Origin of the sequence: Halanaerobium hydrogeniformans, from assembly GCF_000166415.1 — a bacterium.
GTDB classification, from domain to species: Bacteria; Bacillota; Halanaerobiia; order Halanaerobiales; family Halanaerobiaceae; genus Halanaerobium; species Halanaerobium hydrogeniformans.
Map to the genome: position 1 here is coordinate 1,733,891 of NC_014654.1, position 24,343 is coordinate 1,758,233.

At 32.1% G+C, this 24,343-nt stretch carries 25 protein-coding genes; 3 read left to right on the top strand and 22 right to left on the bottom strand.

The annotated features are described in order from the left end of the window. Position 1 precedes the first annotated feature (1 nt). The 5 genes from plsX to pta form a co-directional block, all read right to left on the bottom strand. Entirely contained in the window at positions 2-1,015 is a 1,014-nt protein-coding gene (gene plsX / locus HALSA_RS07890; protein WP_013406054.1) for a phosphate acyltransferase PlsX, read from the bottom strand. Between the two features lie 148 nt (positions 1,016-1,163). Continuing rightward, positions 1,164-1,337 carry a 50S ribosomal protein L32 gene (gene rpmF, locus HALSA_RS07895; RefSeq protein ID WP_013406055.1) on the bottom strand — a complete coding sequence of 58 codons (174 nt, stop codon included), beginning with the start codon at positions 1,335-1,337 and terminating at the stop codon, positions 1,164-1,166. A gap of 22 nt (positions 1,338-1,359) precedes the next feature. Then, positions 1,360-1,830, bottom strand: a complete 471-nt coding sequence (locus tag HALSA_RS07900; RefSeq protein ID WP_013406056.1) for a YceD family protein — start codon at positions 1,828-1,830, stop codon at positions 1,360-1,362. Positions 1,831-1,912: 82 nt separating this feature from the next. After that, positions 1,913-3,109, bottom strand: coding sequence for an acetate/propionate family kinase (locus HALSA_RS07905; RefSeq protein ID WP_013406057.1), 1,197 nt, complete (start codon positions 3,107-3,109; stop codon positions 1,913-1,915). Positions 3,110-3,132: 23 nt separating this feature from the next. Beyond that, positions 3,133-4,131 (bottom strand): phosphate acetyltransferase, encoded by a 999-nt coding sequence (gene pta, locus HALSA_RS07910; protein ID WP_013406058.1) that lies wholly within the window; start codon positions 4,129-4,131, stop codon positions 3,133-3,135. A gap of 164 nt (positions 4,132-4,295) precedes the next feature. On the opposite strand from pta, the gene HALSA_RS07915 reads away from it, so the two are divergent. Continuing rightward, positions 4,296-5,582: a tRNA(Met) cytidine acetate ligase gene (locus HALSA_RS07915; protein WP_013406059.1), complete on the top strand. Its 1,287-nt coding sequence runs from the start codon at positions 4,296-4,298 to the stop codon at positions 5,580-5,582. 1 nt (position 5,583) lies between these two features. Here the strand turns inward: HALSA_RS07915 and HALSA_RS07920 are convergent, their stop codons facing one another. Together HALSA_RS07920 and HALSA_RS07925 are read right to left on the bottom strand one after the other, a co-directional pair. Then, positions 5,584-6,594, bottom strand: coding sequence for a YlbL family protein (locus HALSA_RS07920; protein WP_013406060.1), 1,011 nt, complete (start codon positions 6,592-6,594; stop codon positions 5,584-5,586). Next, positions 6,581-7,375 (bottom strand): patatin-like phospholipase family protein, encoded by a 795-nt coding sequence (locus HALSA_RS07925; protein WP_013406061.1) that lies wholly within the window; start codon positions 7,373-7,375, stop codon positions 6,581-6,583. Before HALSA_RS07925 ends, HALSA_RS07920 begins: the two co-directional genes overlap by 14 nt. 390 nt (positions 7,376-7,765) lie before the next feature. Between HALSA_RS07925 and HALSA_RS07930 the strand changes: the two genes are divergently transcribed. Further along, on the top strand, positions 7,766-9,307 hold the full coding sequence (locus HALSA_RS07930; RefSeq protein WP_013406062.1) for a Na+/H+ antiporter NhaC family protein: 1,542 nt from the start codon (positions 7,766-7,768) through the stop codon (positions 9,305-9,307). A 94-nt stretch (positions 9,308-9,401) separates the two neighbouring features. Here the strand turns inward: HALSA_RS07930 and HALSA_RS07935 are convergent, their stop codons facing one another. The 9 genes from HALSA_RS07935 to HALSA_RS07975 are packed head-to-tail and all read right to left on the bottom strand — an operon-like array spanning position 9,402 to position 17,686. Continuing rightward, entirely contained in the window at positions 9,402-10,169 is a 768-nt protein-coding gene (locus HALSA_RS07935; RefSeq protein WP_013406063.1) for a tRNA lysidine(34) synthetase, read from the bottom strand. Positions 10,170-10,189: 20 nt separating this feature from the next. Further along, positions 10,190-10,561, bottom strand: coding sequence for a YccF domain-containing protein (locus HALSA_RS07940; protein WP_013406064.1), 372 nt, complete (start codon positions 10,559-10,561; stop codon positions 10,190-10,192). A gap of 21 nt (positions 10,562-10,582) precedes the next feature. Next, entirely contained in the window at positions 10,583-11,521 is a 939-nt protein-coding gene (locus HALSA_RS07945; RefSeq protein WP_013406065.1) for a 1,4-dihydroxy-2-naphthoate polyprenyltransferase, read from the bottom strand. Between the two features lie 29 nt (positions 11,522-11,550). Further along, positions 11,551-12,042: a pantetheine-phosphate adenylyltransferase gene (coaD, locus tag HALSA_RS07950; protein WP_013406066.1), complete on the bottom strand. Its 492-nt coding sequence runs from the start codon at positions 12,040-12,042 to the stop codon at positions 11,551-11,553. Between the two features lie 13 nt (positions 12,043-12,055). Then, positions 12,056-12,595 (bottom strand): 16S rRNA (guanine(966)-N(2))-methyltransferase RsmD, encoded by a 540-nt coding sequence (rsmD, locus tag HALSA_RS07955; RefSeq protein WP_013406067.1) that lies wholly within the window; start codon positions 12,593-12,595, stop codon positions 12,056-12,058. A gap of 27 nt (positions 12,596-12,622) precedes the next feature. Beyond that, complete coding sequence (recG, locus tag HALSA_RS07960) at positions 12,623-14,680, bottom strand: ATP-dependent DNA helicase RecG (RefSeq protein ID WP_013406068.1); 2,058 nt, start codon at positions 14,678-14,680, stop codon at positions 12,623-12,625. After that, positions 14,677-15,552, bottom strand: coding sequence for a DegV family protein (locus HALSA_RS07965; protein ID WP_013406069.1), 876 nt, complete (start codon positions 15,550-15,552; stop codon positions 14,677-14,679). The genes recG and HALSA_RS07965 overlap by 4 nt, the downstream gene beginning before the upstream one ends. An 18-nt stretch (positions 15,553-15,570) precedes the next feature. After that, a complete protein-coding gene (locus HALSA_RS07970; protein WP_041595813.1) occupies positions 15,571-17,334 on the bottom strand; it encodes a DAK2 domain-containing protein in 1,764 nt (587 codons plus the stop codon). Next, a complete protein-coding gene (locus tag HALSA_RS07975) occupies positions 17,324-17,686 on the bottom strand; it encodes an Asp23/Gls24 family envelope stress response protein (protein WP_013406071.1) in 363 nt (120 codons plus the stop codon). Before HALSA_RS07975 ends, HALSA_RS07970 begins: the two co-directional genes overlap by 11 nt. A 373-nt stretch (positions 17,687-18,059) precedes the next feature. On the opposite strand from HALSA_RS07975, the gene rpmB reads away from it, so the two are divergent. Then, positions 18,060-18,290: a 50S ribosomal protein L28 gene (gene rpmB, locus HALSA_RS07980; protein WP_013406072.1), complete on the top strand. Its 231-nt coding sequence runs from the start codon at positions 18,060-18,062 to the stop codon at positions 18,288-18,290. A gap of 63 nt (positions 18,291-18,353) precedes the next feature. Here the strand turns inward: rpmB and HALSA_RS07985 are convergent, their stop codons facing one another. From HALSA_RS07985 to rlmN, 6 genes are read right to left on the bottom strand one after another with little or no spacing between them, the layout of a single operon-like run. After that, a complete protein-coding gene (locus HALSA_RS07985; protein ID WP_013406073.1) occupies positions 18,354-19,010 on the bottom strand; it encodes a thiamine diphosphokinase in 657 nt (218 codons plus the stop codon). Next, positions 19,003-19,659: a ribulose-phosphate 3-epimerase gene (gene rpe, locus HALSA_RS07990; RefSeq protein ID WP_013406074.1), complete on the bottom strand. Its 657-nt coding sequence runs from the start codon at positions 19,657-19,659 to the stop codon at positions 19,003-19,005. Before rpe ends, HALSA_RS07985 begins: the two co-directional genes overlap by 8 nt. Continuing rightward, positions 19,659-20,519, bottom strand: coding sequence for a ribosome small subunit-dependent GTPase A (gene rsgA / locus HALSA_RS07995; protein WP_013406075.1), 861 nt, complete (start codon positions 20,517-20,519; stop codon positions 19,659-19,661). The genes rpe and rsgA overlap by 1 nt, the downstream gene beginning before the upstream one ends. A gap of 8 nt (positions 20,520-20,527) precedes the next feature. Further along, on the bottom strand, positions 20,528-22,531 hold the full coding sequence (gene pknB / locus HALSA_RS08000) for a Stk1 family PASTA domain-containing Ser/Thr kinase (protein WP_013406076.1): 2,004 nt from the start codon (positions 22,529-22,531) through the stop codon (positions 20,528-20,530). A 30-nt stretch (positions 22,532-22,561) separates the two neighbouring features. Continuing rightward, positions 22,562-23,281: a Stp1/IreP family PP2C-type Ser/Thr phosphatase gene (locus tag HALSA_RS08005; protein ID WP_013406077.1), complete on the bottom strand. Its 720-nt coding sequence runs from the start codon at positions 23,279-23,281 to the stop codon at positions 22,562-22,564. An 11-nt stretch (positions 23,282-23,292) separates the two neighbouring features. Further along, the gene (gene rlmN, locus HALSA_RS08010; RefSeq protein WP_013406078.1) at positions 23,293-24,336 is read right to left on the bottom strand and encodes a dual-specificity RNA methyltransferase RlmN; all 1,044 of its coding nucleotides are present in this window, start codon (positions 24,334-24,336) and stop codon (positions 23,293-23,295) included. Between the last annotated feature and the right edge of the window lie 7 nt (positions 24,337-24,343).

Here is a 24,343-nt window from a genome sequence, read left to right on the forward strand (position 1 = left end):
TTTAATCCAACTCCTCATTCTTTTCAACTTCAGATTTAATCAAAGAAACAATATTCTCTTTTACCGAATTTTTAGCTGCTTTAACTGCATTACAAATTGCAGTTGCATCAGAACTTCCATGAGCAATTATTACAACACCTTTAATACCTAAAAGAGGTGCTCCCCCATATTGGCGGTAATCGATCTTATTTAAAACTTTTTTTAAATAAGGCTTTATTAATAGTCCAGCTAATTTAGATCTTAAATCACTTTCAAAACTCTCTTTAATTAATTCAACAAAAAAAGAAGCTGCTCCCTCTGTAGTCTTTAAAACAACATTTCCAACAAAACCATCAGTAACTAAAACATCACATTTATCTTCAAAAATATCTCTACCTTCACAATTGCCAATAAAATTTTTAATTCTGGGGTCTTTTTCTAAAAGCTCATAACTTTCTTTGCTTAAATTATTACCTTTAGATTTTTCTTCACCAATATTTAAAAGAGCAACCCTTGGCTCATCAATTTTCATTATATGTTTAGCATAAAGCTGGCCCATTAGAGCAAATTGTAGTATATTTTCTGGACTACAGTCAGTATTAGCTCCATTGTCAAGAACAAGTGTGCTGCCTTTTTTGGCCGGGAAGTTCACTGCAATAGGGGGTCTTGATATTCCTTTGATTCGACCAACCCTCAGTAAACTACCTGCCATAACTGAACCTGTATTACCCGGAGAGATAAAAGCATCTATCTCACCAGATCTAAGTAATTTTGCACCAACATTAACTGTTGCATTTTTTTTCTTTTTCAAAGCTTTAATTGGTGCTTCATCCATATTTATTATTTGATCTGCTTTTTCTATTTTTACTCTATTTTTATCAATATCTAATTTTGCTAACTCCTGATTTATAATATCATATCTGCCAATGAGGGTCAATTCTATATCTGCTTCTTCTTTAGCAGCATTTACTGCCCCTTTTATTAACTCTTCTGGAGCTTTTTCACCACTCATAACATCAACTGCTATTTTATACATATTGCTGCCTCCTTATGAAAAAAGAAGAAATAATATCTTAATCATTTGCAAAACATTATATCTCAACCGTCGGTCAAATGCAAGTTTTTGAAAATAAAAAACAGAGAACCCCACAAATAAGGATATCTCTGCTTTCTAATACAATTATTTAATTTCCACTCACCTTTTTTCCTTTATAATGTCCACATTCTGGACAAACATGATGAGGTAAAATCTTTTCATGGCAATTTGAACATTCTACAAGAGTTGGAGCACTCAATTTTTTATGGGTACGTCTTTTACGCTTGCGTGTTTTAGAAGTCCGTTTCTTGGGTACAGCCATATTCTCCCACCTCCTTTAATAATCAGTCATCATAAAACTCTTTAAGTTTTTGTAGACGAGGATCAATATTCTCTATCTCACAATCACATTCACCTTCATTTAAGTTCTGACCACATTGAGGGCAAAGCCCATTACATTCTTCAGAACATAGGGTTTTGATTGGTAGAGATAAAATAATATTGTCGACTATTATTTCGTCTATAAAAAGTTTTTCTAAGTCTTCCATATCTTTTTTAAGTATTTCTTCAGATAGTTCTATTACAGATGAAGTTTGATAGTTTTTTAAACAGCGACTACAACTTAAAACTAAATTTACTTCCATCTCACCTTCTATTATAAAAGAATCTCTGGTATGAAAGATTTCAATTTCAAGCTCAATATTATCTTTAACTTCCACTTCTTGATCTCTAAAATTAAGATCAGCTATCTCAATCTCCATCGAAACAGTTTTTTTGCCGCCTATATCACCTAAATCATTGAGGTTAATATACAATTTAATTAATCACCCCTGTAAAATAGCCACATTTTATTATATAAAAAGGAGGAGTAACTGTCAAGGAAAATATATCTATCCTTTAACTACTGACAATCTCCATTGTATCTCTTGCTATAACTAACTCTTCATTAGTGGGAACAACCAGTGCTTTAACTCTAGAATCTTCTGTAGTAATAATCTGTTCTTTAGATCTACAGTTATTTGCCTCTTTGTCCACTTTTAAACCAAGATATTCTAAACCCTCTAAGATATTTTCTCTACTGTCAATGGAATTTTCACCAATTCCAGCAGTAAAGACGATGGCATCTACTCCACCCATTGCCGCTGTATAAGCTCCAATATATTTTTTAACTCTATAATCAAAAAGTTCAAGTGCTACTTCTGCTTGATGATTACCTTCTGCTGCAGCATCTTCGACATCACGTGAATCATTACTTACACCTGAAACTCCGTAAAGACCACTTTCTTTGTTCATAATAGTGTCCATCTCTTCAGCAGAAATATCTAATTTATTCATCATAAAGGGAACTATAGCTGGATCAATATCTCCACAACGGGTACCCATAACAAGCCCCTCTAGAGGAGTGAGTCCCATACTTGTATCAACTGATTTACCATTTTTAACAGCTGCAACACTGGCACCATTACCAAGGTGACAGGTAATTATTTTTAATTCTGAGTATGGTTTATCCAATAACTCAGCAGCTCTTTTACTTACATAGCCGTGAGATGTTCCGTGAAAACCATATCTTCTCACACCATATTTTTTATAAAATTCGTAAGGTAAAGCATAAATATAAGCTTTTTCGGGCATTGTTTGGTGGAAAGCAGTATCAAAAACTCCTACCTGTGGTTTATCAGGCATTAATTCCTGACAGACCTTAATTCCCATGATATTTGGAGGATTATGTAAGGGAGCTAAATCAGCTACATCTTCCATAGTTTTAACCAATTTATCATCTATTAACACAGAACCAGAAAATTCTTCTGCTCCATGAACAACCCTATGGCCAACCGCTTCAACATCGTCCATATCATTTAAAACTCCATAGTCTTCATTTAACAAGGTATCAATCAGCAACCTTATACCTTCTTTATGATCACTTATATCCTTTTCAATTGTAATTTCCTGGCCATTACCATTTTCATAACTAATAAAAGAATCATCTATACCGATTCTTTCAACTACACCTTTTGCTAATACACTCTCATCTTCCATGTTAAATAGCTGATATTTTATGGAAGAGCTACCACTATTGATTACTAAAATTTTCATTACTTTCCCTCCTAAAAATATTGTTATCCATTTTGTGCTTGTAAAGCTGTAATAGCAGTTAAATTAACTATATCTTCAACTGAACAGCCTCTTGACAAATCATTTATTGGAGCTGCAAGTCCCTGTAATATTGGTCCAACAGCATCTGCACCGGCTAATCTTTCAACTAATTTATATCCTATATTACCTGATTGTAAATCAGGGAATATTAATACATTTGCATCACCCTGCAATTTACCGTCAGGTGCTTTTCTGGCACTAACACTTTCAACAATTGCTGCATCTAATTGTAGTTCTCCATCTAATTTTAAATCTGGAGCATTTTGATGAGCTATTTCTACAGCTTTTTGTACTTTTTCTACATATTCATGTCTGGCACTACCTTTTGTTGAGAACGAAAGCAGCGCTACTTTAGGCTCAATATCAAGCAGTCTTTTTGTAGTATCTGCTGTAGCAAGAGCTATTTCTGCTAATTGTTCAGAATTGGGAGCTGGGTTAACAGCACAATCTGAAAAAACCATTACTCCATCATGACCAAATGATTTATCTTTTAAAATCATTATTATGGCACTAGAAACAGTTGAAATTCCCTCTTCAGTCTTAACGATCTGAAAAGCAGGCCTTAATACATTCCCTGTTGAATTTACTGCACCAGCGACCATTCCATCAGCTTTATTACAGTAAATCATCATTGTTCCAAAATAAAGAGGATCTAATATTATTTCTTCAGCCTCTTCTTTACTCAGTCCCTTGTGTTTTCTGAGTTCATAAAATTCATCTCTAAATTCTGTTAAGTATTCGGAATTTTTGGGTTCGATTATATTTACTGCATTTAAAGAAACATCATGATAAATTGCAGTAGACATGATTTTGGATCTGTCACCTATAATAGTCACTTCTGCGATATTTTCTTTTACTATCGTTCTTGCTGCCTTGATTATTCTTTCATCTTCTCCTTCAGCAAGCACAATCTTTTTTGGTTCTGCTGCAGCCCTTGCTTTAAAGTCTTTTAATAAATCCATTTAATTTCCTCCCCCGTGGTTTAAAAGTTGCATTTGTTCTTTTTTTCATAATTTGATATCATATATATAATACAATATCAATTACTGAAATCCTTTAAAAATTAAAGAAGTTTGAATAGTAAAAATATTTGCTATTATCATTCTATTTAGTGAGGTGTTTATAAATGACCAATACAGCTCTAATTACTGAATATAATCCTTTTCATAATGGACATCTTTATCATCTTAAAAAAAGTAAAGAAATTACTAACAGTGAAAACATAATTGTAATTATGAATGGCAGTTTCAGCCAGAGAGCCGAAGCTGCGATAATAAATAAGTGGTCGAGAACCAAACAGGCTTTAAATTGTGGGGCAGACCTGGTAATCGAACTACCCATGGTTTTTGGTATTAGAAGTGCAGAATACTTTGCCCATTTTTCTGTTAAAACTCTGCAGAAAAGCCAGATAGTAGATACAATAGTCTTCGGCAGTGAAAGTGGAGATATTGACCTGTTAAAAGCTATTGCTGCAGCTTTTAATAATGAAAATGAGGTTTTTAAAACTAAACTATTAAATTATCTAAATAATGGTTATAATTATCCCACTGCCCGGCGTCAAGCTTTACTGGATTCTTCTCATCTTTATCCTCAATTAAATAAATATGAGCAAAAAGATTTAAAAAAGACTCTAGAAAATCCTAATAACATCCTCGGTATTGAATATCTTAAATCTTTAAATAAATTAAATTCAGCAATAGAAGCTAAAACAATCCAAAGAATTGGACCAGCATATTACAGTAATCAGGTCCAGAAAAGCATCGGCAGTGCTACATTAATTAGAAAGATTATTCAAAGCGAAAAAAAAGGTCAGGCACTTCTAAAATGCAGAAAATTAATGCCCAAAAAATCCTGGGAAATTTTAAAAAATGATATTAAATTAGGGCTATATATACCCGAAAAAGAAATGAACCATCTCTATTTAAAGATCATTGATAAAATTAGAAGATTAAATGCTTCACAGCTTAGAAAGTTTTCGGGCATTGAAAACGGCTTAGAAAACAGGATTTTAGACTCTGCCTTAAAATATGGCAGAGCAGCCGAATTTATTGGAAATATTAAAAGTAAAAATTATACAGAAAGTAGAATCAGAAGAAAACTTCTTCAAATCTACTTTGACCTCACTGAAGATAAATTAAAGACAATCAGTCAATCTGCACCCCATTATATCAGGGTGCTTGGCCTGAAAAAATCTAAGGAATATTTACTTTCAGAAATTCAGGAGAAGTCAAATTTAAAATTAGTTATTAATCCTGCTGAAATAATTAGAGAAAAGAATTTAAATAGTGATGATCCTCTAGAATTATCTTTAAGTTATGATATTTTGGCTTCAGATCTTTATTCTCTTCATTATCAAAATTACGAACTCAGAAAATCAGGCAGAGATTATTATCAAAAACTAATCAAGCTTTAAATTATATTTCAAGCAGATTATTTAAATATTCGATTATATCATCTATTTTATCTGCGGCTATTACTTCTAAATTTACAGCAGCTGCTGCGGCTTCTTCATAATTGTCACTGGGAACAATAAAGATATCAACACCTGCTTCCTCAGCTGCTAAAACTTTATATTTTACTCCAGATACTCTTCCTACTTCTCCATCTAAGTTAACGGTACCGGTTCCTGCAATTCTTTTTCCACCGGTTATGTCTTCTTCGGTTAGCTGATTATAGATTTCCATCGTAAAAACGCTACCTGCTGAAGGGCCAACAATATTATCTGTTTCAAACTTAACATTACGAGGGATTTCATAATCTAAACCTTTGCTTCTGATCAAAACTCCAATTGATGCATTGCCTTCACTTCCTTCAAGCTCAAGGGTTTCAAGCTCAAATTCTAAAAATTCTTCATCTCTTAAAACCTTCAATTGAACAGTATCTCCAATATTTCTATCTCTAATTATATTAACTGCATCTGCAGCCATTTCTACTTTTTTTCCATCAATCTCTATTATTAAATCATCTTTTTCTAAATTTTGATAGGCACTACCCTCGCTCATCACTTCAACGACTTCAGCACCATCTCCTGAAACATTTACTTCATATCCTGCCCTTCTAAAAGCAACAGTCTGAGCCTGAAGCTTACTTTCTTCCATCATTTCAGCCATCAAAGCAATATATTCGTTCATATCCATATCTTCTGGTAAATGTTCTCTCATAAGTTCTAGTTCGCGATCATCAGGTTGAAATAATTTAATATAAATGTAATCCCAGGCAACAGCACGCCTGCTTCTTACTGCAGTCAGTAAAAATTCCCCATCATTTTGATAACCATATTCTACTTGAATAACAGCAGAAAGTTCAGTTGCAATTCCAGCTTCATTAACATGAAAAGGGGTAGGAATATAATTGCTCAGCACAAATAAAATAAATAGTATTCCAATAAATTTCGATAGTATTTTTTTGTTTTTATTTTTGGACATAACTATCTTCCTTTAATAATTTTTTTATAGTGTCTAAAGAATCAGCTGCAGCCTTACGGCCAGCCTCTATACAATAAGCAGCTTTATCAAGATCAAAGGCAGAAATATTATTTAATTCAGGCTCAATTGTTAATTCAACCTGCCATTCACTGCTTTGAGTATATTTAAGCTGCATAATATCAAAAGTATTTAATAAAACATCAAAAATATTATTCACAGAACTATCCAGTTTTTTAATTCCTACATCAACTGCTATAACAATATCTGCTCCTAAATTATAACAAGTACTTGCAGGTAACGGATCAATAATTCCACCATCAATTAATTTTTGGCTTCTTTTTTGATAGGGGACAAAAACTCCAGGAATTGCCGTGCTTGCTCTAATAGCTTTTGCGGCTGATCCCTCTTTTATAATTACATGATCCCCATTTTCAATATTACAGGCTACAGCAGCAAAAGGAATATTAAAATCCTGAATTTTTTTATTTTTGGTCATTATCTTTAAAAAAGTCAAAAGTTTATCACCTTTAAGTAAACCCTGCCTGGGAAAAGTGAAATCTGATAAGTGCTCCCAATCTAATTCTTCAGCCAGAGCTCTAATGTATCTTAAAGGTACACCACAGGCATATAATCCACCGATTAAACTTCCCATACTTGAACCACTTAGATAATCAATTTTTATTCCAGCTTCTTCAAGAACTTCTAAAACACCTAAATGAGCTAAGCCTCTAGCCCCTCCAGAGCCTAAAGCAAGACCAAGTTTAGGAGTATTGCTTTCCATTTATCTCACCTCAAAATTTAGTCAACATATTTATTATATATTATATTGACCTGTAAATGCAAAAAAGATTGACTATTTTTTATCCAGAAATTTTAGATAAAAATATTAGTTGATTATTTGTTTAAAAATTAATATTTTCTGATAGCTATTATTTTGTAATAGACCTGTAATTCTTGAATATAATTTGTTTATTTTTAGTAATTTCTAGAATATTTGTGATTTTCTTGACAGTATTAAGCTGCTGAGTTATACTTTAATCAAATATATAATATAGTAAATTTAATAAATTATATTTTTTATAAAGAGTCAATTTTTTTGACTTTCTTCCGGCTGAACTGCCGGATATTTTAATGTTTAAGCCAAAATTAAACAAGGAGGTTTTTATTAACAATGGACAGTTATGGTATCATATCCTTAGTACCACCTATTTTAGCAATTGTGCTTGCCTGGTGGAGTAAACAGGTGGTTTTATCACTATTTTTAGGTGTATTTGCCGGAGCTTTTATTATTAATACATATAATCCGATTCTAGCTTTTATGGCTACTTTTGATAATTATGTTCTGGCTTCACTAGCTGACTCCTGGAATGCAGGAATCATATTATTCCTACTTGCTATGGGAGGCATGATCGGAATAATTAATAAATCAGGTGGAATAATGGCAATTGGTGAATATATTGCAGAAAGAGCTAATTCTATTGCTAAAACACAGTTTGCCACCTGGCTAATGGGAATCTTAATTTTCTTTGATGATTATGCAAATACTCTTATTGTTGGTAATACAATGCGTCCAATTACAGATAAAATGAGAATTTCACGGGAAAAACTTTCATTTATCGTTGACCTTACAGCTGCTGCTGTTTCCAGTATTGTTCCAATATCAACCTGGATTGCTTTTGAGGTTGGAGTAATTAGAGATGGTTTTGACTCAATTGGGATAGAGTTAAATGCATATACAACTTTTATTCAAACAATTCCCTATCGTTTTTACAGTCTGCTGGCCCTTGTTTTTGCTTTAATAATCATCTTTACTGGCAAAGACTATGGTGCAATGTTAGAAGCAGAAAAAAGAGCTCGTTCAACTGGTGAGACTTTACGACCTGGTTCTACACCAATGGTTTCTAACGAAATCGAAGAATATAAAAAAGTTGAAGGTGAAAGTTTTACCTTTTTCAATTCATTTGCACCAATAATTGGTGTGATTTTAGTAACAATAATCGGGCTCTGGTACAATGGAGGCGGTATGGAAGCTGGAATAACGATTCAGGAAGCCTTTGGTGATGCTGATGCAAGTGTAGTCTTGCTCTGGGCAGCAGTAAGTGGTAGTTTTATTGCCGGAATACTGACTTTAGCGAAAAAAATATTATCATTAGAAGAAGTTGTTGATGGCTGGATAGATGGAGCTAAATCGATGTTTGTAGCCTGTTTAATTCTTATTTTAGCCTGGTCAATCGGTAGTATAGCAGATGATTTGGGGACTGCTAATTATTTAGTCTCAATTTTAGAAGGTAACATTATTCCAGAAATTGTTCCAGTTATGATTTTTATCTTTTCTGCATTTATTGCATTTACAATTGGAAGCTCCTGGGGTACAGTTGCGATAGTAATGCCATTAGCAATTCCACTGGCACATTCTATAGCAATTCCAATGCTTCCTACAATAGGTGCTGTTTTAACAGCTGCAGTAATGGGAGATCATTGTTCTCCTATATCTGATACAACTATTATGTCCTCTACTGCCTCTGCAGTAGACCATATGGACCATGTAAGGACTCAGATGCCCTATGCCCTTACCGTTGGTGTTGTGGCTGCTTTATTTGGCTTTTTACCGGCAGGATTTGGTATCTCTGCTTTTTATCTGCTGCCTGTAGGGCTGATAGTTCTTTATCTAATTGTCAATATCTTTGGTAAAAAAGCAGAAGATTTAATTTAAAAATAAAAAAATATTTAAATAAAATAGACCCTTCTAGTCTAAAAAAGATTAGAAGGGTTTAGTTAATTCATCTTTAAATATAATTGCTAATTCATTATTTCCAATAATTTTTCATCTTCTTTTTTAAAATATTATAATCCATCTTTTGAGGCCAGAGCTCAAAATTATCTTTTTTTCGCATAGCTGAAATTAAATTTGCAAATAACTGTTCATCCTCAAAAAAGCCTTTGAAATCCTGTCTTACTTTTGAACGAGCAGAAGCATCATCATAAGGACAACTACTTTTAGCAATTTTAAAGTTCTTTTTTTCAATTTCATTTTCGATTTGTGTCTCTCTTAAATATATTAAAGGCCTAATAATATTAATTTTATTCTCACTTAAATATCTATTAGCCTTTAAAGCCTGCAACTGACCTGAATAAAAAATACTCAACAAAAAAGTTTCTACAGCATCATCTAAATGATGACCGAAGGCAAGTTTATTATAATTTATTTTATTTAAGTATTCTATGATAGCTCCTTTGCGAAAGTGAGCACACTTTGAACAGGGATTAGAATCTTTTTGAATATAGTCTTTAATTTTTGTTCTAATAACTTTAAAATCTACTCCTAGCTCTTTTGTCAAAGTGCTTAAATTATCCTCTGCCTGTGAATCACCAAAACCAGGATCTACATAAACCGCCTTTAATGAAAAATCTATTTTGAAATGAAGCTGCAATATTTTTAGGCAGTACAACAAAAAGCTGCTATCTTTTCCTCCAGAAACTCCTACCGCTATTTTATCACACGCATCAATTAAATTAAACTCTGCAATTGCTTTTACAATTTCGGCCGTCAAACTGCTATCTAAACTTAGTTTCATCTTCTTTATTTACACCTACCTCATTTGCTTTTAACAATATCTTTGCCAAAAGGCATTAAAGATAAATAGGCTAATTTAAGGCTCTGTTTAGCAAAAGGAATTCCGATTATGGTAACTGCAAAAATTAAAGCTGATATTAAATTCACTAAAGCTAACTCCCAGCCAAAAAATATAATCCAGATAATATTTGCAATCAGGCCTAAAGAAGATCTTTTTTTCTCTACAACCTCTTTACCAAAAGGAGCAATCTGCATTTTTGCCATTTTAAAGCACTGTTTACCAACTGGAATACCTATAATTGTTATTGACCATAAAATGCCAAAAAATACCCAGAGAACTGCTTCAATAAAACCACCAAATATAAACCAGATTATATTAGCTATTAATTTCATATCTATTTCTCCTTAGTTTGCTTAAAAAATTAAAGCAATTATTAAAGTAAGAGCAGTAGCATAATTAATAATCAAAAAATTCTGCACTGCAAGTTCAAATGTTTCTTTTTTACTCTGATTTTTAAAAAAAGTATTAATATTTTTCTCTACTATTAAATAGGTTAACAGGGCTAAGAGTGAATAAACAGGCAGTATATTTAATATCACAGAAATAATGATTGACAAATAGCTGAGATAATATAAATGTTTAAATAAATTTAAACTTTTAGTCTTTCCTATATAAATTGCCAATGTATAACGATCATTTGCAAGGTCGTCTTCTATATCACAAATATTATTTGCCAACATGATATTTGAAATTCCTAAAATCAGGGGTAATGTAAAAATAAAAATCTTGATAATATCATAATAAATCATTTCAATAATAATTTTACTTGACTCTCTAAAAATATTAAATAATTCCAGGTTATGAATATAAATAGCCAAAAAGCTTATAAAAAAACCCATAAAAAAACCAGAAAAAATTTCACCCGAAGGTGTTCTAGAAATTGGTACTGGGCCAGAAGTGTATAATATCCCCACCAAAAAAGATAAAGCACCGATTAAAAGTACGACTATATCTGTTCTAAAAAAAAGAATTAGACCTATTATAACAGCTGCAGAAAATAAAATTAAAATAGTCTTTTTAACTGTTTTTTCACTTAAATTATATTTAACGATGGCATTATGTTTTTCATAATTATAGCCCTCTTTTTTTTGTGCTCTTTTAAAGTCTTGATAATTATTAACCGCAGTTGTTCCCATATCTGCAGCTAATAAAGAAAGAAAAAACAGGCTAAAATTAGCTAAATTAAAATTTTCATAATGATAAAATAAATATAAGTTAGCTAAAATAAAAGGGGTTATACTGGCTGCTTTTGTTTTAATTTCAACCAATTTTAAAAATGAATTTATATCCAAAATATTCACCTCTATTGAATTCTTGTGAATTATTCTTGATTATTGGTGATTCTTTCTTTTAATTTTTTATAAACAAATTTGGGGACTAATTCTTTAATATCTCCATCAAAGTAAGCTGCTTCTTTAATAACACTTGAGCTTAAAAATGCATATTTAGTATCTGTCATCAAGAAAATCGTTTCTATATCTTCATCAAGATGTTTGTTCATAGATGCCATTTGGAATTCTCCCTCAAAATCAGACACGGCTCTAAGACCCCTTAGTATAGCTCCACCACCTATTGAATGAACATATTTAGTAGTTAAACCAGAAAATGAATCAACTGTAACATTGTCTAAAGACTCTGTTGCTAAATCTAACATTTTTACCCTTTCTTCCATAGAAAAAATAGGTTCTTTGTTTGGATTAAAAAAAACAGCGACTACTACCTGGTCAAACATATTTGCTGCTCTTTCTACTATATCTAGATGACCATTTGTTACAGGGTCAAAACTACCTGGATAAACAACCTTATTTATCACTTATATCACACCTTTATATTAATTTATAGATCAGTATTAATGTATTACCATAGTCTCTACTTTTGATTATTTCAAGTTCTTGATAGTTTTTAATTTCTTCTTCAGTAGATTTTTCAATAATTAAAATACCGTTTTTATTTAAGATTTCATTTTTTAAAATTAATTGGACTGCTTTATCTGCTAATTTTTTATTATAAGGTGGATCCATAAAAATTAAATCATATTTTTTAAAGGTTGACCCTAAATATTTATAGACATCACTTCTAACAACTCTGGCTTTTTCAGCTAAATTACATTTGTTAAGATTTTCCTCGATTAAGGCAGTATGTTTTGATTTAATTTCCACAAATTCTGCTTCTTTGGCCCCTCTACTTAATGCTTCTATACCGAGATTGCCAAAACCGGCAAATAAATCTAAAACAACAGCATCTACAATATAATATGCTATCATACTAAAAAGTGATTCTTTGACCCTGTCTAAAGTTGGTCTAACATTTCTACCTTTAATACTTTTTAACTGGATTCCCCCCGCTGTACCTGCAATAACTCTCATTTAAAAAATTCCTCCATTAAATCTAAACTATATTTTTAAATCTATTTTTTCTATAATCTGCAGTAGATCTTCATATTTTTCTCTCCAATTATCAATTTCAACTAAAGCTATTGCCTCTGATCTTGCTTTTTCCAATAAAGCCTGGTCTTCAGTTAAACTACCTACTTTAAGATCATCAAGCCCATGTTGTCTGGTGCCAAAAAACTCTCCAGGTCCACGCATCTTAAGATCTTCTTCGGCAATATAAAATCCATCACTACTTTTTGTCATTATTTCCAGTCTTTTTTCTGCTTCTTCTCCAGGAGGATTTGAAATTAAAATACAATAAGCCTGATCACGACCACGACCAACTCTACCTCTCAACTGATGTAATTGAGCAAGCCCAAATCTTTCTGCATTTTCAATTATCATTAAACTTGCATTACTAACATCTACCCCAACTTCTATTACAGTTGTGGCAATTAATATATCAATCTTTCCTGCCCGAAATTGTAGCATGATCTCTTTTTTTTCCTCTTCTTTTATACCACTATGTAAAAGAGCTAAACTGAAATCTGCAAAAAATCCATTTTTTAATTTTTCATACAATTCTTCTGCTGAAATCAAATCAGGCATTTCTGCTGATACTTCAATTAAAGGGCAGACAATATAAGCCTGTCTACCTTCTTTAATTTTTTCTTTAAGAAATGAATAAATCTTTTTTCGCCTGTTTTCCCGTCGCCAAAAAGTAGCAGTTCTTTTTCGACCAGGAGGCATTTCATCAATTACAGAAAGGTCTAAATCACCATAAACCAACATGGCCATAGAACGTGGAATAGGAGTAGCAGTCATAATTAATAGATCAGGATTATCTCCCTTTTCTTTTAAACTATGTCTCTGCTCCACACCAAAACGATGCTGTTCATCAATCACTACCAATCCTAATTTTTGATATTCAATACCTTCTTGAAAAAGAGCATGAGTACCAATTATTAGGTCAATATCACCAGCGCTAATTTTTTCTTCAATTTCTCTACGCTCTGGATTTTTTAAACTTCCAGTAAGCAGAGTAATCTCATAATCAAAATTATTAAAGAGCTCCAAAAAATTCAGGTAGTGCTGTTCAGCTAATATTTCGGTTGGCGCCATAAATACTCCCTGATAATCATTGGCTAAACTTTCTAAAAAAGAAAGAGCTGCTATTATAGTTTTACCAGAACCTACATCACCCTGTAGTAGTCTGCTCATCGCTTCTTTGCTTTCCATATCTTTGCTAATTTCTTTCCAAACTCTTTTTTGAGCTGTAGTTAACTCAAAATCTAGCTCAGATAAAAATCTTGCTTCAATTTCTGGCACAGCTTCATGCTGAATTCCTTCTTCTATATTATTCTTTTGCTTTTTATCTAAAGCATAAAGTTGGAAATAAAAGAATTCCTCAAAAGCCAGGCGTTTACGAGAAACTTCTTGATGTTTATCACTTTTGGGAAAATGCATACCCAAAATTGAAGTTTTTAGGCCAGGAAGGTTATATTTTTTTAGTAAAAAATCTGGCAATTTATCATCTAAATATGAGCTATATTTTTTTAAAGCATTAGCCATAACTCTTCTGAGACGACGCTGGGTTAAACCTTCAGTTAAAGAATAAATAGGCACAATTCTTCCTGTATTTAAAACGGAAGAATTATCGCCTATTTTTTCAAATACTGGATTATCTATTTCTTTACGTTTGTATTTTTTCCATGTTTTTTCATTTATTTTCCCACTCAAAAGATAAAATTTTCCCTCTTCAAAAATATCACGCAAATAACCCTGATTATACCAGATTCCATTGAGCACATCAGTATCATCAGAAAAAGTTACTTTGAGAAGATCAAAGTTTTTTCTGATTTTTTTATATTCAACTTTAATTACTTCTGCTTTAATCGTAACTTCTTCACCGATTTGAGCATACCTTATTGAAGATATTTGACTGCGATCTTTATATTCCCTGGGGAAATAATAAAGCAGATCATAAACTGTTTCAATGTTTAACTTAGCAAGTTTTTTTGCCCATTTAGGACCTACACCTTTTATATATTGAACTTCATCTAACAATTTACCATTCATGCCTCAGGTAATTCTCCTTTATAGATAACTATTCCATAAACTAAAGGGCCAGTATGAGAACTTAATACAGCACCTATTCGATTTTCTAATATATCAAAATTTAAATCTTTTTTATTAGTTAATTCAGCATCTATTAGTTCTTTAAACTCTGTATAATTATCACTATCCTTGCCATAAATGTAGGCTAAATTAAAAGTTTTTTCATCACCAATTGTATTCATGGTTAATTCAAGCAATTTTTTGTTGGTTTTACTATAACCTCTAACTTTTTCTTTAGGAGTTATTTCACCTTTTTCTGCTGAAAGCTCTAAAATCGGATTAAAATTCAATACACTACCTAAAAAGGCTTGAGCTTTACCTATTCTTCCGCCTTTTTCAAGATAGGTTAATTCATTAACGGTAAAATAAATTGTTAGATTTTTTCTTTCTTCAATAATCTTATTTTTAATCTCTGCTACATTTTTCCCTTTTTCAATCATTTGAGCAGCTAAGATCACCATAAATCCAAGGCCGGTACTTGTGGAGCGCGAATCGATAACTTCTACATCAACCCCTTTAACCTGGACCGATGCAAGTCTGGCCGACTCACAGGTTCCGCTTAAAGCTCCAGATATATGGATAGAAATAATTTTATCGTATTTCTCTGCAAGCTCTTCATATTTCTCCATAAAAAGCCCTACTGAAGGCTGAGAAGTGGAAGGAAGTTTAGATGAGCTTTCCATTAGAGTAAAGAATTGATCAATTTTAAGATCCTCTTTATCATAATAGGTATCATCACCAAAGTGAACTGTTAAAGGAACAACTTCTATATTATATTTCTCCATTGTTTCCTTTGGTAAATCACAGGTGCTATCAGTTACAAGAGCTATCATAATTAACACATCCTATTCTTATTCCAATGAGATAATATAGGGGTAAAGTGGCTGTCCACCCTTATATACTTCTATTTCATCAAAATTATATTTTTCTTCCATAGATTTTTTCAAACCTTCTGCTTCCTCTTCTTTTATAGACTCACCATAATATATTGTAACCAGTTCTTCTGCTTCATTTGTCTTATCTAATAATAACATTATTGTTTCTTCAATATTTTCTGCTGTTACAATAATATCACCATCACACAGGCCAATATAATCACCTTCATTTATTTGCATTCCATTAACTTTAGAGTCTTTAACTGCTTTAGTTATCTCCAGAGTCTTAACATATTCAATTTCTTCTTCCATCTCTTCCTTCAATTCTGCTGGACTATATTCGTCATTATAAACCATTAAAGCAGAAATAGCCTGGGGAATAGTTTTAGTTTCAATTATAGCAATATTTTTATTGCTCACTTCTGAAACCTGTTTAGCTGCAGAAATAATATTTTTATTATTGGGTAAAATAATAATATTGTCAATATTGATTTTTTCAACAGCCTTAACAAAATCATTAGTAGAAGGATTCATTGATTGACCACCTTCTATAACAATGTCAACCCCTAATTCTTTTAAGATATTTACTATACCTTCCCCATTAGCAACTGAAATTATAGCGGTATTTTTTGTGACTTCAATAACTTCGCTTTCACTATCTTTTGCTTCAATTTCTTTATCTTCAGTCTGGGCTTTCTCAGGTTTAGCTTCTGTAGTTCCAGAAACAGCTTTATCTTCAAAATGAAATTCTGAGTGATCAAAAGCTGGATCTTTTTCTTTCTCCACTTTTTCAATATTTTGCTTTTTCATATTATCGATCTTAATATCAAAAACTTTACCTTTTTTTAGTCCATATTCTAAAAGCACCCCTGGATGATTTGTATGGACATGAATTTTAATAATATCATCATCACCAACAACCATTATAGAATCACCATAGCTCTGCATATCACGCTGAATTTTTGAAATCATCCTCTCGATTTCTTTAGTGCGGGTATCAACCTCTATCAAAAGTTGAGTGCAGTAGGTAAATTTAATATCTTCAGCTATTGTTGAATGCTGTTTTCTTAATTCTTTTTTAGCAGAGTCAAAATCAATTTCTTCTCCTTTTAAACCTTTTAACATCCCCTTTAAAATCGATACAAAACCCTGACCCCCGGCATCAACAACCTCTGCTTCTTTTAAAACATCTAATAATTCAGGTGTTCTTGCCAGTGATTCTTCAGCTTCTTCAATTGTTGCTTCCATTATTTTAATAATATCTTTTGTTTCATCTACTGTTTTTAAAGCTTGCTCAGCAGCTTCCCTTGCTACTGTTAGTATTGTCCCTTCCACAGGTTTTAAAACACCGTGATAGGCAACCTCAGAAGCCTTATTTAAAGCCTGGGCCAGATCTTTACCCTTTATCTTTTTTTTACCCTTTAAAGATTGAGAAAAACCTCTGATTAACTGAGACAATATAACACCTGAATTACCCCTTGCTCCCATTAATGCACCTTTAGAAAGGGATTGAGCTAAATCTGAACAGCTATTTGAATCATTACTTTCAAGAGCTGCTGCAGCCTCCTTAAATGTTAAAAACATATTTGTTCCTGTATCCCCATCAGGAACGGGGAAGACATTTAATGAATCAATAAAAGATTTTTGCTCTTTTAACCAGTGTAAAGCTGCAAAAATCATGTCCCTAAAATTTTCTGAGTCGATAATCTTTAATTCCTGCTGTTTATCATTATTTGTCATCCCCAACTCTCACTCCCCTAACATTAACATCTATCGTAATATCATCTAAACCTAATTTATTTTCTAGTGTATATCTAACTCTTTCCATAACATTATGTGCAACTTCATTAATATTTGTCCCATATTCTACAATAATATTAAGGTCAAGGTGGACTTTATCTTTAGCTATCTCAACACCAACACCTTTACTAATATTATCCAATCCCAACAAGTCTGCAAGTCCATCCTGCATACCACGTGAAGACATACCAACAAGACCATAACATTCCATTACTGCTAAACCGGCAGTTTTTGCTATTACTTCTTCATCAATTAAAATTTTCCCATAATTATTTTTTAATTCTTTTTCCATCCTTTACACCTCTTTTCATACATAATTATTTTATCTCATTAATAACGCCTATGCAAGCACAAATAATTTTATCCCATTTATTTATTATTTCAAGATAAAAATAAACTTTCCTGCCTTTTTAATCATAGTACTAAAAATTATTATTGATTGTTTTTGATTTATAGTAGGAAGTTAATACTTTTACTTGCTAATAAGCATTTGTTTGTGTTAAAATATAATCTGAGCAGAAATTTTATTTTGACGCACTTGATGGCCAAATACTGAGTTAAATATATTTAATTAAATGAAAACTCAGAGTGCCGGTCTCGATGTGCTAATGCTAAGTTGTCCTTTTAAAATAGATGAGAACTTAGCGAAAGGAGGTGTTTGGTCTATGTCTAGAGTCTGCGATATATGCGGAAAAGGTGGTAATAAAGCTACTAGTATCCAAAGACGTGGTAAAGCTAAGAAAAAAGGTGGAGTAGGACGTAATATAACAAGTCGTTCAAAAAGAACACAACGCCCTAACCTACAAAAAGTTAAAGCAATTGTTGATGGTTCTCCAAAAAGAATCAAGGTTTGTACTCAATGTCTAAAATCAGGAAAAGTTGAGAGAGCCTATTAAAGATTATATAGAATTTTTAAAAAGGGAGTTAGCAATCTTAAAATTGCGAACTCCCTTTAGTATTTATGTTATTTTTTCTAAAATATAAAGTAATGAGCCTTCTTCTAGAGAAATTTCTGCCTTCTTTTCAGTAATCAAGTTACTTATTCCACGAGTTTTATGTCTGAATAAATCTTTGTTTCTTAAATTATATTTGCAGCCTTTGATAGACACATCTTTAACAATCTTAGTTTGCGGGATTAAAGAAAGTCTATAATTTTCTTTTCCTTGAAAAGCTTTAAATCCTGTTATTAGGGCTATTTCAATATTTTTCGCAATTATTTTACCTTCAAGCTGATGAGTAATTATATATTCTAATAAATTTAGATTTGCTAATTCCTGATCAATTCTTCCTCCAAGGGCAGCAATGAGAACTACTTTTTTAAGCGATTTATCAACACAGTAATCAACTGCTAGCTCACTGTCCGTTTGATCTTTTTCAACAGGGTACTTTTTGATTTCCACACCTTGATCTACAAAAAACTTTTTTGTGTGTTCGGAAATCGAATCTAAATCACCTATAATACTATAAGGAACTATATCTAATTCTCTTAATTTATCTGCTCCACCATCAACTGCTATTACATAATTAATTTGATCATCTGTTATAAGCTTTTTTATCTCCTTCTCATTCATATCCAGCTCTCCATTTAAGACTAATAGAGCTTTATTATCAACCATTATCTGCAATTCTCCTCATTTCTGCTAAAGCTGCTGCCGGTTCTTCCTGTCCAAATATAGCTGAACCAGCTACAATAATATCAGCTCCTGCATCAACTATTGTTTTCAAGTTATGAGTTTTAATCCCTCCATCAACCTCTATTTTACAGTCATAATTATTCTCTTTAATAATTTTAGATAGACTTTTAATTTTTTCAGTTATTTGTGGTATATATGCTTGACCACCAAAACCGGGATTTACAGACATAATTAAAATCTGATCCAGATCAGGCAGTAAATATTTCAATCCTTCAAGTGGAGTTGCAGGATTAAGAGAACAACCTGCTTTAATTCCCATCTCTTTAATCATCTGAATTACTCGATGCACATGTTCGGTAGCCTCTACATGAACGGTTAAAATATCTGAACCTGCTTCAGCAAATTCTTTTATATATCTTTCTGGTTTCGTAATCATCAAATGGGTATCAAATGGTAAATCAGAATGAGATCTTAATGCTTTAATTAAAGTTGGGCCAAAGGTTATATTTGGAACATAAACTCCATCCATCACATCAAAATGTAAGTAATCTGCTTCTTTAACAGATTTCAACTCTTCTTTTAGCTGACTAAAATCAGCTGAAAGTAATGAGGGTGCAAATTCAGTTTTCATTAATATCTAATCTCCTTCTCTTTTAATTCTGTATAAATCTCTTTATAATTATCATATCTTTTTTTAGATATTTCCCCAGATTTTACTTCTTTTTTTACTTTACAACCAGGCTCGTGAATATGGTTACAGCCATTAAATCGACAGTCATTGTTTAATTGAGCAATCTCAGGAAAATACCAGGATAAATTTTCAGCTTCAATATCCAGGTCAACTTTAGACATCGAAGAAAAACCAGGAGTATCAGCTATCCAACCTTTATTTTCCAAGGATAAAAGCTCTACTAACCTAGTTGTATGAACTCCTTTTTTTAACTTTTTACTGACTGAAGCTGTTTTTAAATCAGCACCTTTAATAATTTCATTTAAAAAGGAAGATTTTCCAACCCCAGATGGTCCTGTTAAAACATTGACTTTTTTATCTAGTGTTTTTAATAAAGGTTCAAAATTAAGATTTTCTTTTACACTTATAAAGTAAACCTGATAGCCAGCTTTTTTGTAATCATCAAATTGCCTTTTATAACCAGCTTCAGCTAATTCAATTTTATTAATAACTATTAAGGGTTCAAAACCAGAGCTCTCAACTAAAAGTATAAACCTATCGAGTAGTGAAGATTTAAATTCTGGTTTTTTTAGGGAATGCATGATTAAAACCTGATCAACATTAGCAATTTTTGGCCTTTTTAATAAATTTTTACGGGGAAGAAAATCTTCTATAGTAAGTTCTTCTTTATTTATTTTTACATAGTCTCCAGGATATAGTTTTTCCTGAATTCTACCCCTAATACTACATTTATAAATATTTTTTTCACTATCAGCAACAAAGAAAAACCCACCAATTGATTTAATTAAAATTCCCTGCATCTAATTATTTAACCCCCAACTTTTTCAGTTTTGATTAATTGATTATCAAAATAGATTTTTATCTCAGTTTCTCCTTTGCTCCAAATATCTCTAATCACATTTTCTCCAGGCTGATGAAGAGCATTATAAACTTCATCTTCACCATTATCATCAATAACAACTATTTTTACCTGCTTATCATCAGTTCCTGTAACATTAACGTTAATTCTATTTAGATTATAGTCTTCCTCTTCTAAATTATTAGCTGAGCCACGACTGATAACAAAATCAACCGCAATTCCACGAGGTAGATATTCACCAGCTCTCACACTTTGAGAAATCACCTGGCCATCTATAAAACGATTGGATTCTTCAACCCTTACATTACCAATATTTAAACCACTTTCTCTAATTAATTCAAAAGCTTCTTGCTGCTTTAAACCAGTTAAATCAGGCATTCTAACAGAAATATCTCTTTCACCTCTGCTGACAAAAAGTGTAATTTCACTTCCACTTTCTACTTCTGCTCCAGCAGCAGGAATTTGATTAATTACTGTACCTGGATCTACTGAAAGTCTAAAAATATATTGGATATTTCCACTTTTAAGTGCTAAATTTTCTAATTCTATTAAAGTTTCTCTCAATGTTTTGTCAACAAAATTGGGAACTTCAATCAATTTTGAGCCCTGACTAACAGTTATATTTATAGGACGACTTTGTTTTACCCTGGACCCTCCTGCAGGTTGCTGATTTACAATGTGATTTTCTGCAATATCATCACTGTAAACTCTTTCTTCGGCTTCTCTTAAACTTAAGCCCTGTTCTGAAGCAAGTGACCTTGCTTCATTTAAAGATTTACCCTCTATATCAGGTACCTCAACTATAGGCACATCAGTATAACTTCTGAAAAAATAAAACCCTCCTCCAATAAATAATGCTGCTAAAACAACAACTAGGGCAATAATACTTCCTAAACTTTTTAATAAAGATTCATTTTCTTGATTGTCATTTAGGTTATCACCATTATCTTTTTTGCTTTTTTTCTTATTTGCTAGCTCTTTTTTTAGCTGTTTTTTATTTTTGCTATTTGTACTATTTTCAGCTTTGGAGTTGTTTGCGATTTCCTCTAAATTAAAATCTGATTTTTTCATAATCTTGGTTTCATCAGCATTAAAGTCACTTTGATCTTTGTTACTGCTGAGCGGTTGGTTTTTTAAATTTTTTAAAATATGAGTAATTCTATGTCGCATTTCTCTGGCATTATTATATCTATCTATCGGATCTTTGGCCATCGCTTTCATGATGAGCTGATTGACTTCTTCAGGAATATCATTATCAATTTCTGTAGGGCTAATGGGCTGCTCTTGAATATGTTTTAGTGCTACAGAAATTGGACTTTCACCTTTAAAAGGAAGCTCACCGGTAATCATTTCATATAAAACTATCCCGAGCGAATATATGTCAGAATAAGCTTTTATTTCTCCACCTTTTGCCTGTTCAGGTGAAAAATAATGAGCACTTCCTACTACTGTATCAGTTACTCTCACGGTAGAAGAGTTAACAGCTCTAGAAATCCCAAAATCGGTTATTTTCACCTCCATATCTTCAGTTAAAATAATATTATGGGGTTTTATATCACAATGAACAATTTGATTACCATGGGCTATAGAAAGTGCAGCAGCAATTTGGCTGGCAAATTCTAAAGCCTCAACTATAGAGAGTTTTCCCCTCTCTTTGATAAGATCCTTTAAAGTTTTGCCTTTAACTATTTCCATTACCAAATATATTTTTTGATCATCAACTACAATATCATAAATGCTTACAACATTGGGATGAGATAATTTGGCAACAGCTCTTGCTTCCTGGTGAAATTTTTCTTTAAAATCATTATCAGAACTATATTCAGGCCGCAGCATTTTTATAGCAACAGTTCTCTGAAGCAGAGTATCTCTAGCTGAATATACTATTGCCATTCCACCTCGACCAATTTCTTCTATTATTTTATATCTATTATTTAAAATCTTATCCTGCATAAGTTCACCTCAATTATCCTTAAAAGGCAGTTAATTATTATCACGGCTGAGAAGAATAAAAGTAATATTATCTCTTCCACCATATTTTAGTGCTCTATTAAGTAGTTCATCTGCTAATTTGTCAAAATTATCATTATGAGCTGCCATTAAATTTTCTAATTCACTATTCCTAAGCATATCTGTTAGCCCATCAGTAGCCAGTAAGACTATATCTTCATTTTTTAAATTTTTCTGTCCACTATCAATATCAAGATCTTTTTGTATGCCTAATGCCTGTGTAACAATATTCTTTCGAGGATGATTAAACGCTTCATCTTTAGTTATTTTACCATTGCGCAGCATTTGAGCAACAAGGGAATGATCTTTAGAAATTTTCTTTAATTTATTATCAAGGCTGCGAAAGATATAGATTCGACTATCACCTAAATTAACATAAAACAAATTATTTTCTTCAATGAAAACAGCTGCAAAAGTGGTTCCCATCCCAGCATATTTTTGGTTTTCCTGACTTGTTTTGATAATATTATTATTAATTTTATTGGTTAAATTTTCAAGAGATTTTATTGGATTCTCTTTATCTATATTATATTCAGAACAAATCTTTACTGCAATATTACTTGCTACCTCGCCTGCAGCATGACCTCCCATACCATCAGCAACCATAAAAAAGGGTACTGTCTGGTCAAGGTAATAATTATCTTCATTAGAAATTCTAATTTTACCCTTATCACTAACAGCTTTATAGCGCATATTTTTCCTCCTTAGCTCTCTTGTCTTTTTAATTGGCCACAGGCTGCATCAATCTGGCTACCCATTTCTCTTCTCAAACTAACCTGTATACCATTATTATCTAAAGTGCTGTAAAAACTATCTATAACTTTCTGCACAGGCTTTTTAATATTAAGTTCAGGAACTGGGTTAGCAGGAATTAAATTAACATGACAGTTAATTCCCCTTAATAGTTCCACCAACTGAACAGCCAGCTCCGGGCTATCATTAACACTATCCATCAATACATATTCAAAAGTAACCCTTCTACCAGTTTTTTCAATATAGTCTATTACTGCTGTTAATAATTGATTTAAATTATATTTTTTGTTGATAGGCATAATTTTATTTCTTAATCTATCATTAGGTGCATGGAGAGAAACGGCCAGACCGATCTGATCATTTCTATCGGCTAATTTTTTTATCTCTGGTACCAAACCAACTGTAGAAATTGTCATTTTTCGCATCCCAATATTTAAACCATTATCTGAGTTGATTATTTCGACTGCCTGCATTAAATTTTCGAAATTTGCCAGCGGTTCACCCATTCCCATAAATACTATATTACTTAAACGGGGTTCAGCAAATTCATCTCTGCTGATATCAGCCTGAATTTTTAAAACCTGGTCAATTATTTCAGCAGTGGTTAAATTTCTTTCTAAACCATTAATGCCTGTTGCACAGAAAGAACACCCTAAGCCACAGCCTACCTGAGTTGAAATACAGGCACTGTGACGGGCAGACTCTGGAAAAGGGAGATATACTCCTTCAATATTTTCACCGTCTTTAAGTTCCCAGAGATATTTAATTGTACCATCGGCAGCTTGACTTTTAGCCTTTTCTTTTAAATCAGTGATCTCATAATTATCATTTAAATATTCTTTAAGTTCCCCAGGAATATTTTTCATTTTTTCAGTTTCAGAGATACCATTTTTATATAACCAGTTAAATACCTGTTCACCACGATAGGCTGGAAATCCAGCATTTTTTAGTTCCTTTATTAACTCATTTCGTTTTAATTCTTTTAAATCCTTCATAAATATT

Excerpts from the sequence above, each read along its gene's own strand:
- HALSA_RS07930 (WP_013406062.1), top strand. The coding sequence starts at position 7,766 with ATGGACAGTTATGGTATCATATCCTTAGTACCACCTATTTTAGCAATT.
- plsX (WP_013406054.1), bottom strand. The coding sequence starts at position 1,015 with ATGTATAAAATAGCAGTTGATGTTATGAGTGGTGAAAAAGCTCCAGAA.
- HALSA_RS07925 (WP_013406061.1), bottom strand. The coding sequence starts at position 7,375 with ATGGAAAGCAATACTCCTAAACTTGGTCTTGCTTTAGGCTCTGGAGGG.
- HALSA_RS08005 (WP_013406077.1), bottom strand. The coding sequence starts at position 23,281 with ATGCGCTATAAAGCTGTTAGTGATAAGGGTAAAATTAGAATTTCTAAT.
- HALSA_RS07905 (WP_013406057.1), bottom strand. The coding sequence starts at position 3,109 with ATGAAAATTTTAGTAATCAATAGTGGTAGCTCTTCCATAAAATATCAG.
- HALSA_RS07920 (WP_013406060.1), bottom strand. The coding sequence starts at position 6,594 with ATGTCCAAAAATAAAAACAAAAAAATACTATCGAAATTTATTGGAATA.
- rpmB (WP_013406072.1), top strand. The coding sequence starts at position 18,060 with ATGTCTAGAGTCTGCGATATATGCGGAAAAGGTGGTAATAAAGCTACT.
- HALSA_RS07970 (WP_041595813.1), bottom strand. The coding sequence starts at position 17,334 with ATGACAAATAATGATAAACAGCAGGAATTAAAGATTATCGACTCAGAA.
- HALSA_RS07915 (WP_013406059.1), top strand. The coding sequence starts at position 4,296 with ATGACCAATACAGCTCTAATTACTGAATATAATCCTTTTCATAATGGA.
- rlmN (WP_013406078.1), bottom strand. The coding sequence starts at position 24,336 with ATGAAGGATTTAAAAGAATTAAAACGAAATGAGTTAATAAAGGAACTA.
- HALSA_RS07985 (WP_013406073.1), bottom strand. The coding sequence starts at position 19,010 with ATGGTTGATAATAAAGCTCTATTAGTCTTAAATGGAGAGCTGGATATG.
- HALSA_RS07940 (WP_013406064.1), bottom strand. The coding sequence starts at position 10,561 with ATGAAATTAATAGCTAATATAATCTGGTTTATATTTGGTGGTTTTATT.
- HALSA_RS07975 (WP_013406071.1), bottom strand. The coding sequence starts at position 17,686 with ATGGAAAAAGAATTAAAAAATAATTATGGGAAAATTTTAATTGATGAA.
- rpe (WP_013406074.1), bottom strand. The coding sequence starts at position 19,659 with ATGAAAACTGAATTTGCACCCTCATTACTTTCAGCTGATTTTAGTCAG.
- rsmD (WP_013406067.1), bottom strand. The coding sequence starts at position 12,595 with ATGAGAGTTATTGCAGGTACAGCGGGGGGAATCCAGTTAAAAAGTATT.
- rpmF (WP_013406055.1), bottom strand. The coding sequence starts at position 1,337 with ATGGCTGTACCCAAGAAACGGACTTCTAAAACACGCAAGCGTAAAAGA.
- HALSA_RS07935 (WP_013406063.1), bottom strand. The coding sequence starts at position 10,169 with ATGAAACTAAGTTTAGATAGCAGTTTGACGGCCGAAATTGTAAAAGCA.
- pknB (WP_013406076.1), bottom strand. The coding sequence starts at position 22,531 with ATGCAGGATAAGATTTTAAATAATAGATATAAAATAATAGAAGAAATT.
- pta (WP_013406058.1), bottom strand. The coding sequence starts at position 4,131 with ATGGATTTATTAAAAGACTTTAAAGCAAGGGCTGCAGCAGAACCAAAA.
- HALSA_RS07965 (WP_013406069.1), bottom strand. The coding sequence starts at position 15,552 with ATGATAGCTCTTGTAACTGATAGCACCTGTGATTTACCAAAGGAAACA.
- recG (WP_013406068.1), bottom strand. The coding sequence starts at position 14,680 with ATGAATGGTAAATTGTTAGATGAAGTTCAATATATAAAAGGTGTAGGT.
- rsgA (WP_013406075.1), bottom strand. The coding sequence starts at position 20,519 with ATGCAGGGAATTTTAATTAAATCAATTGGTGGGTTTTTCTTTGTTGCT.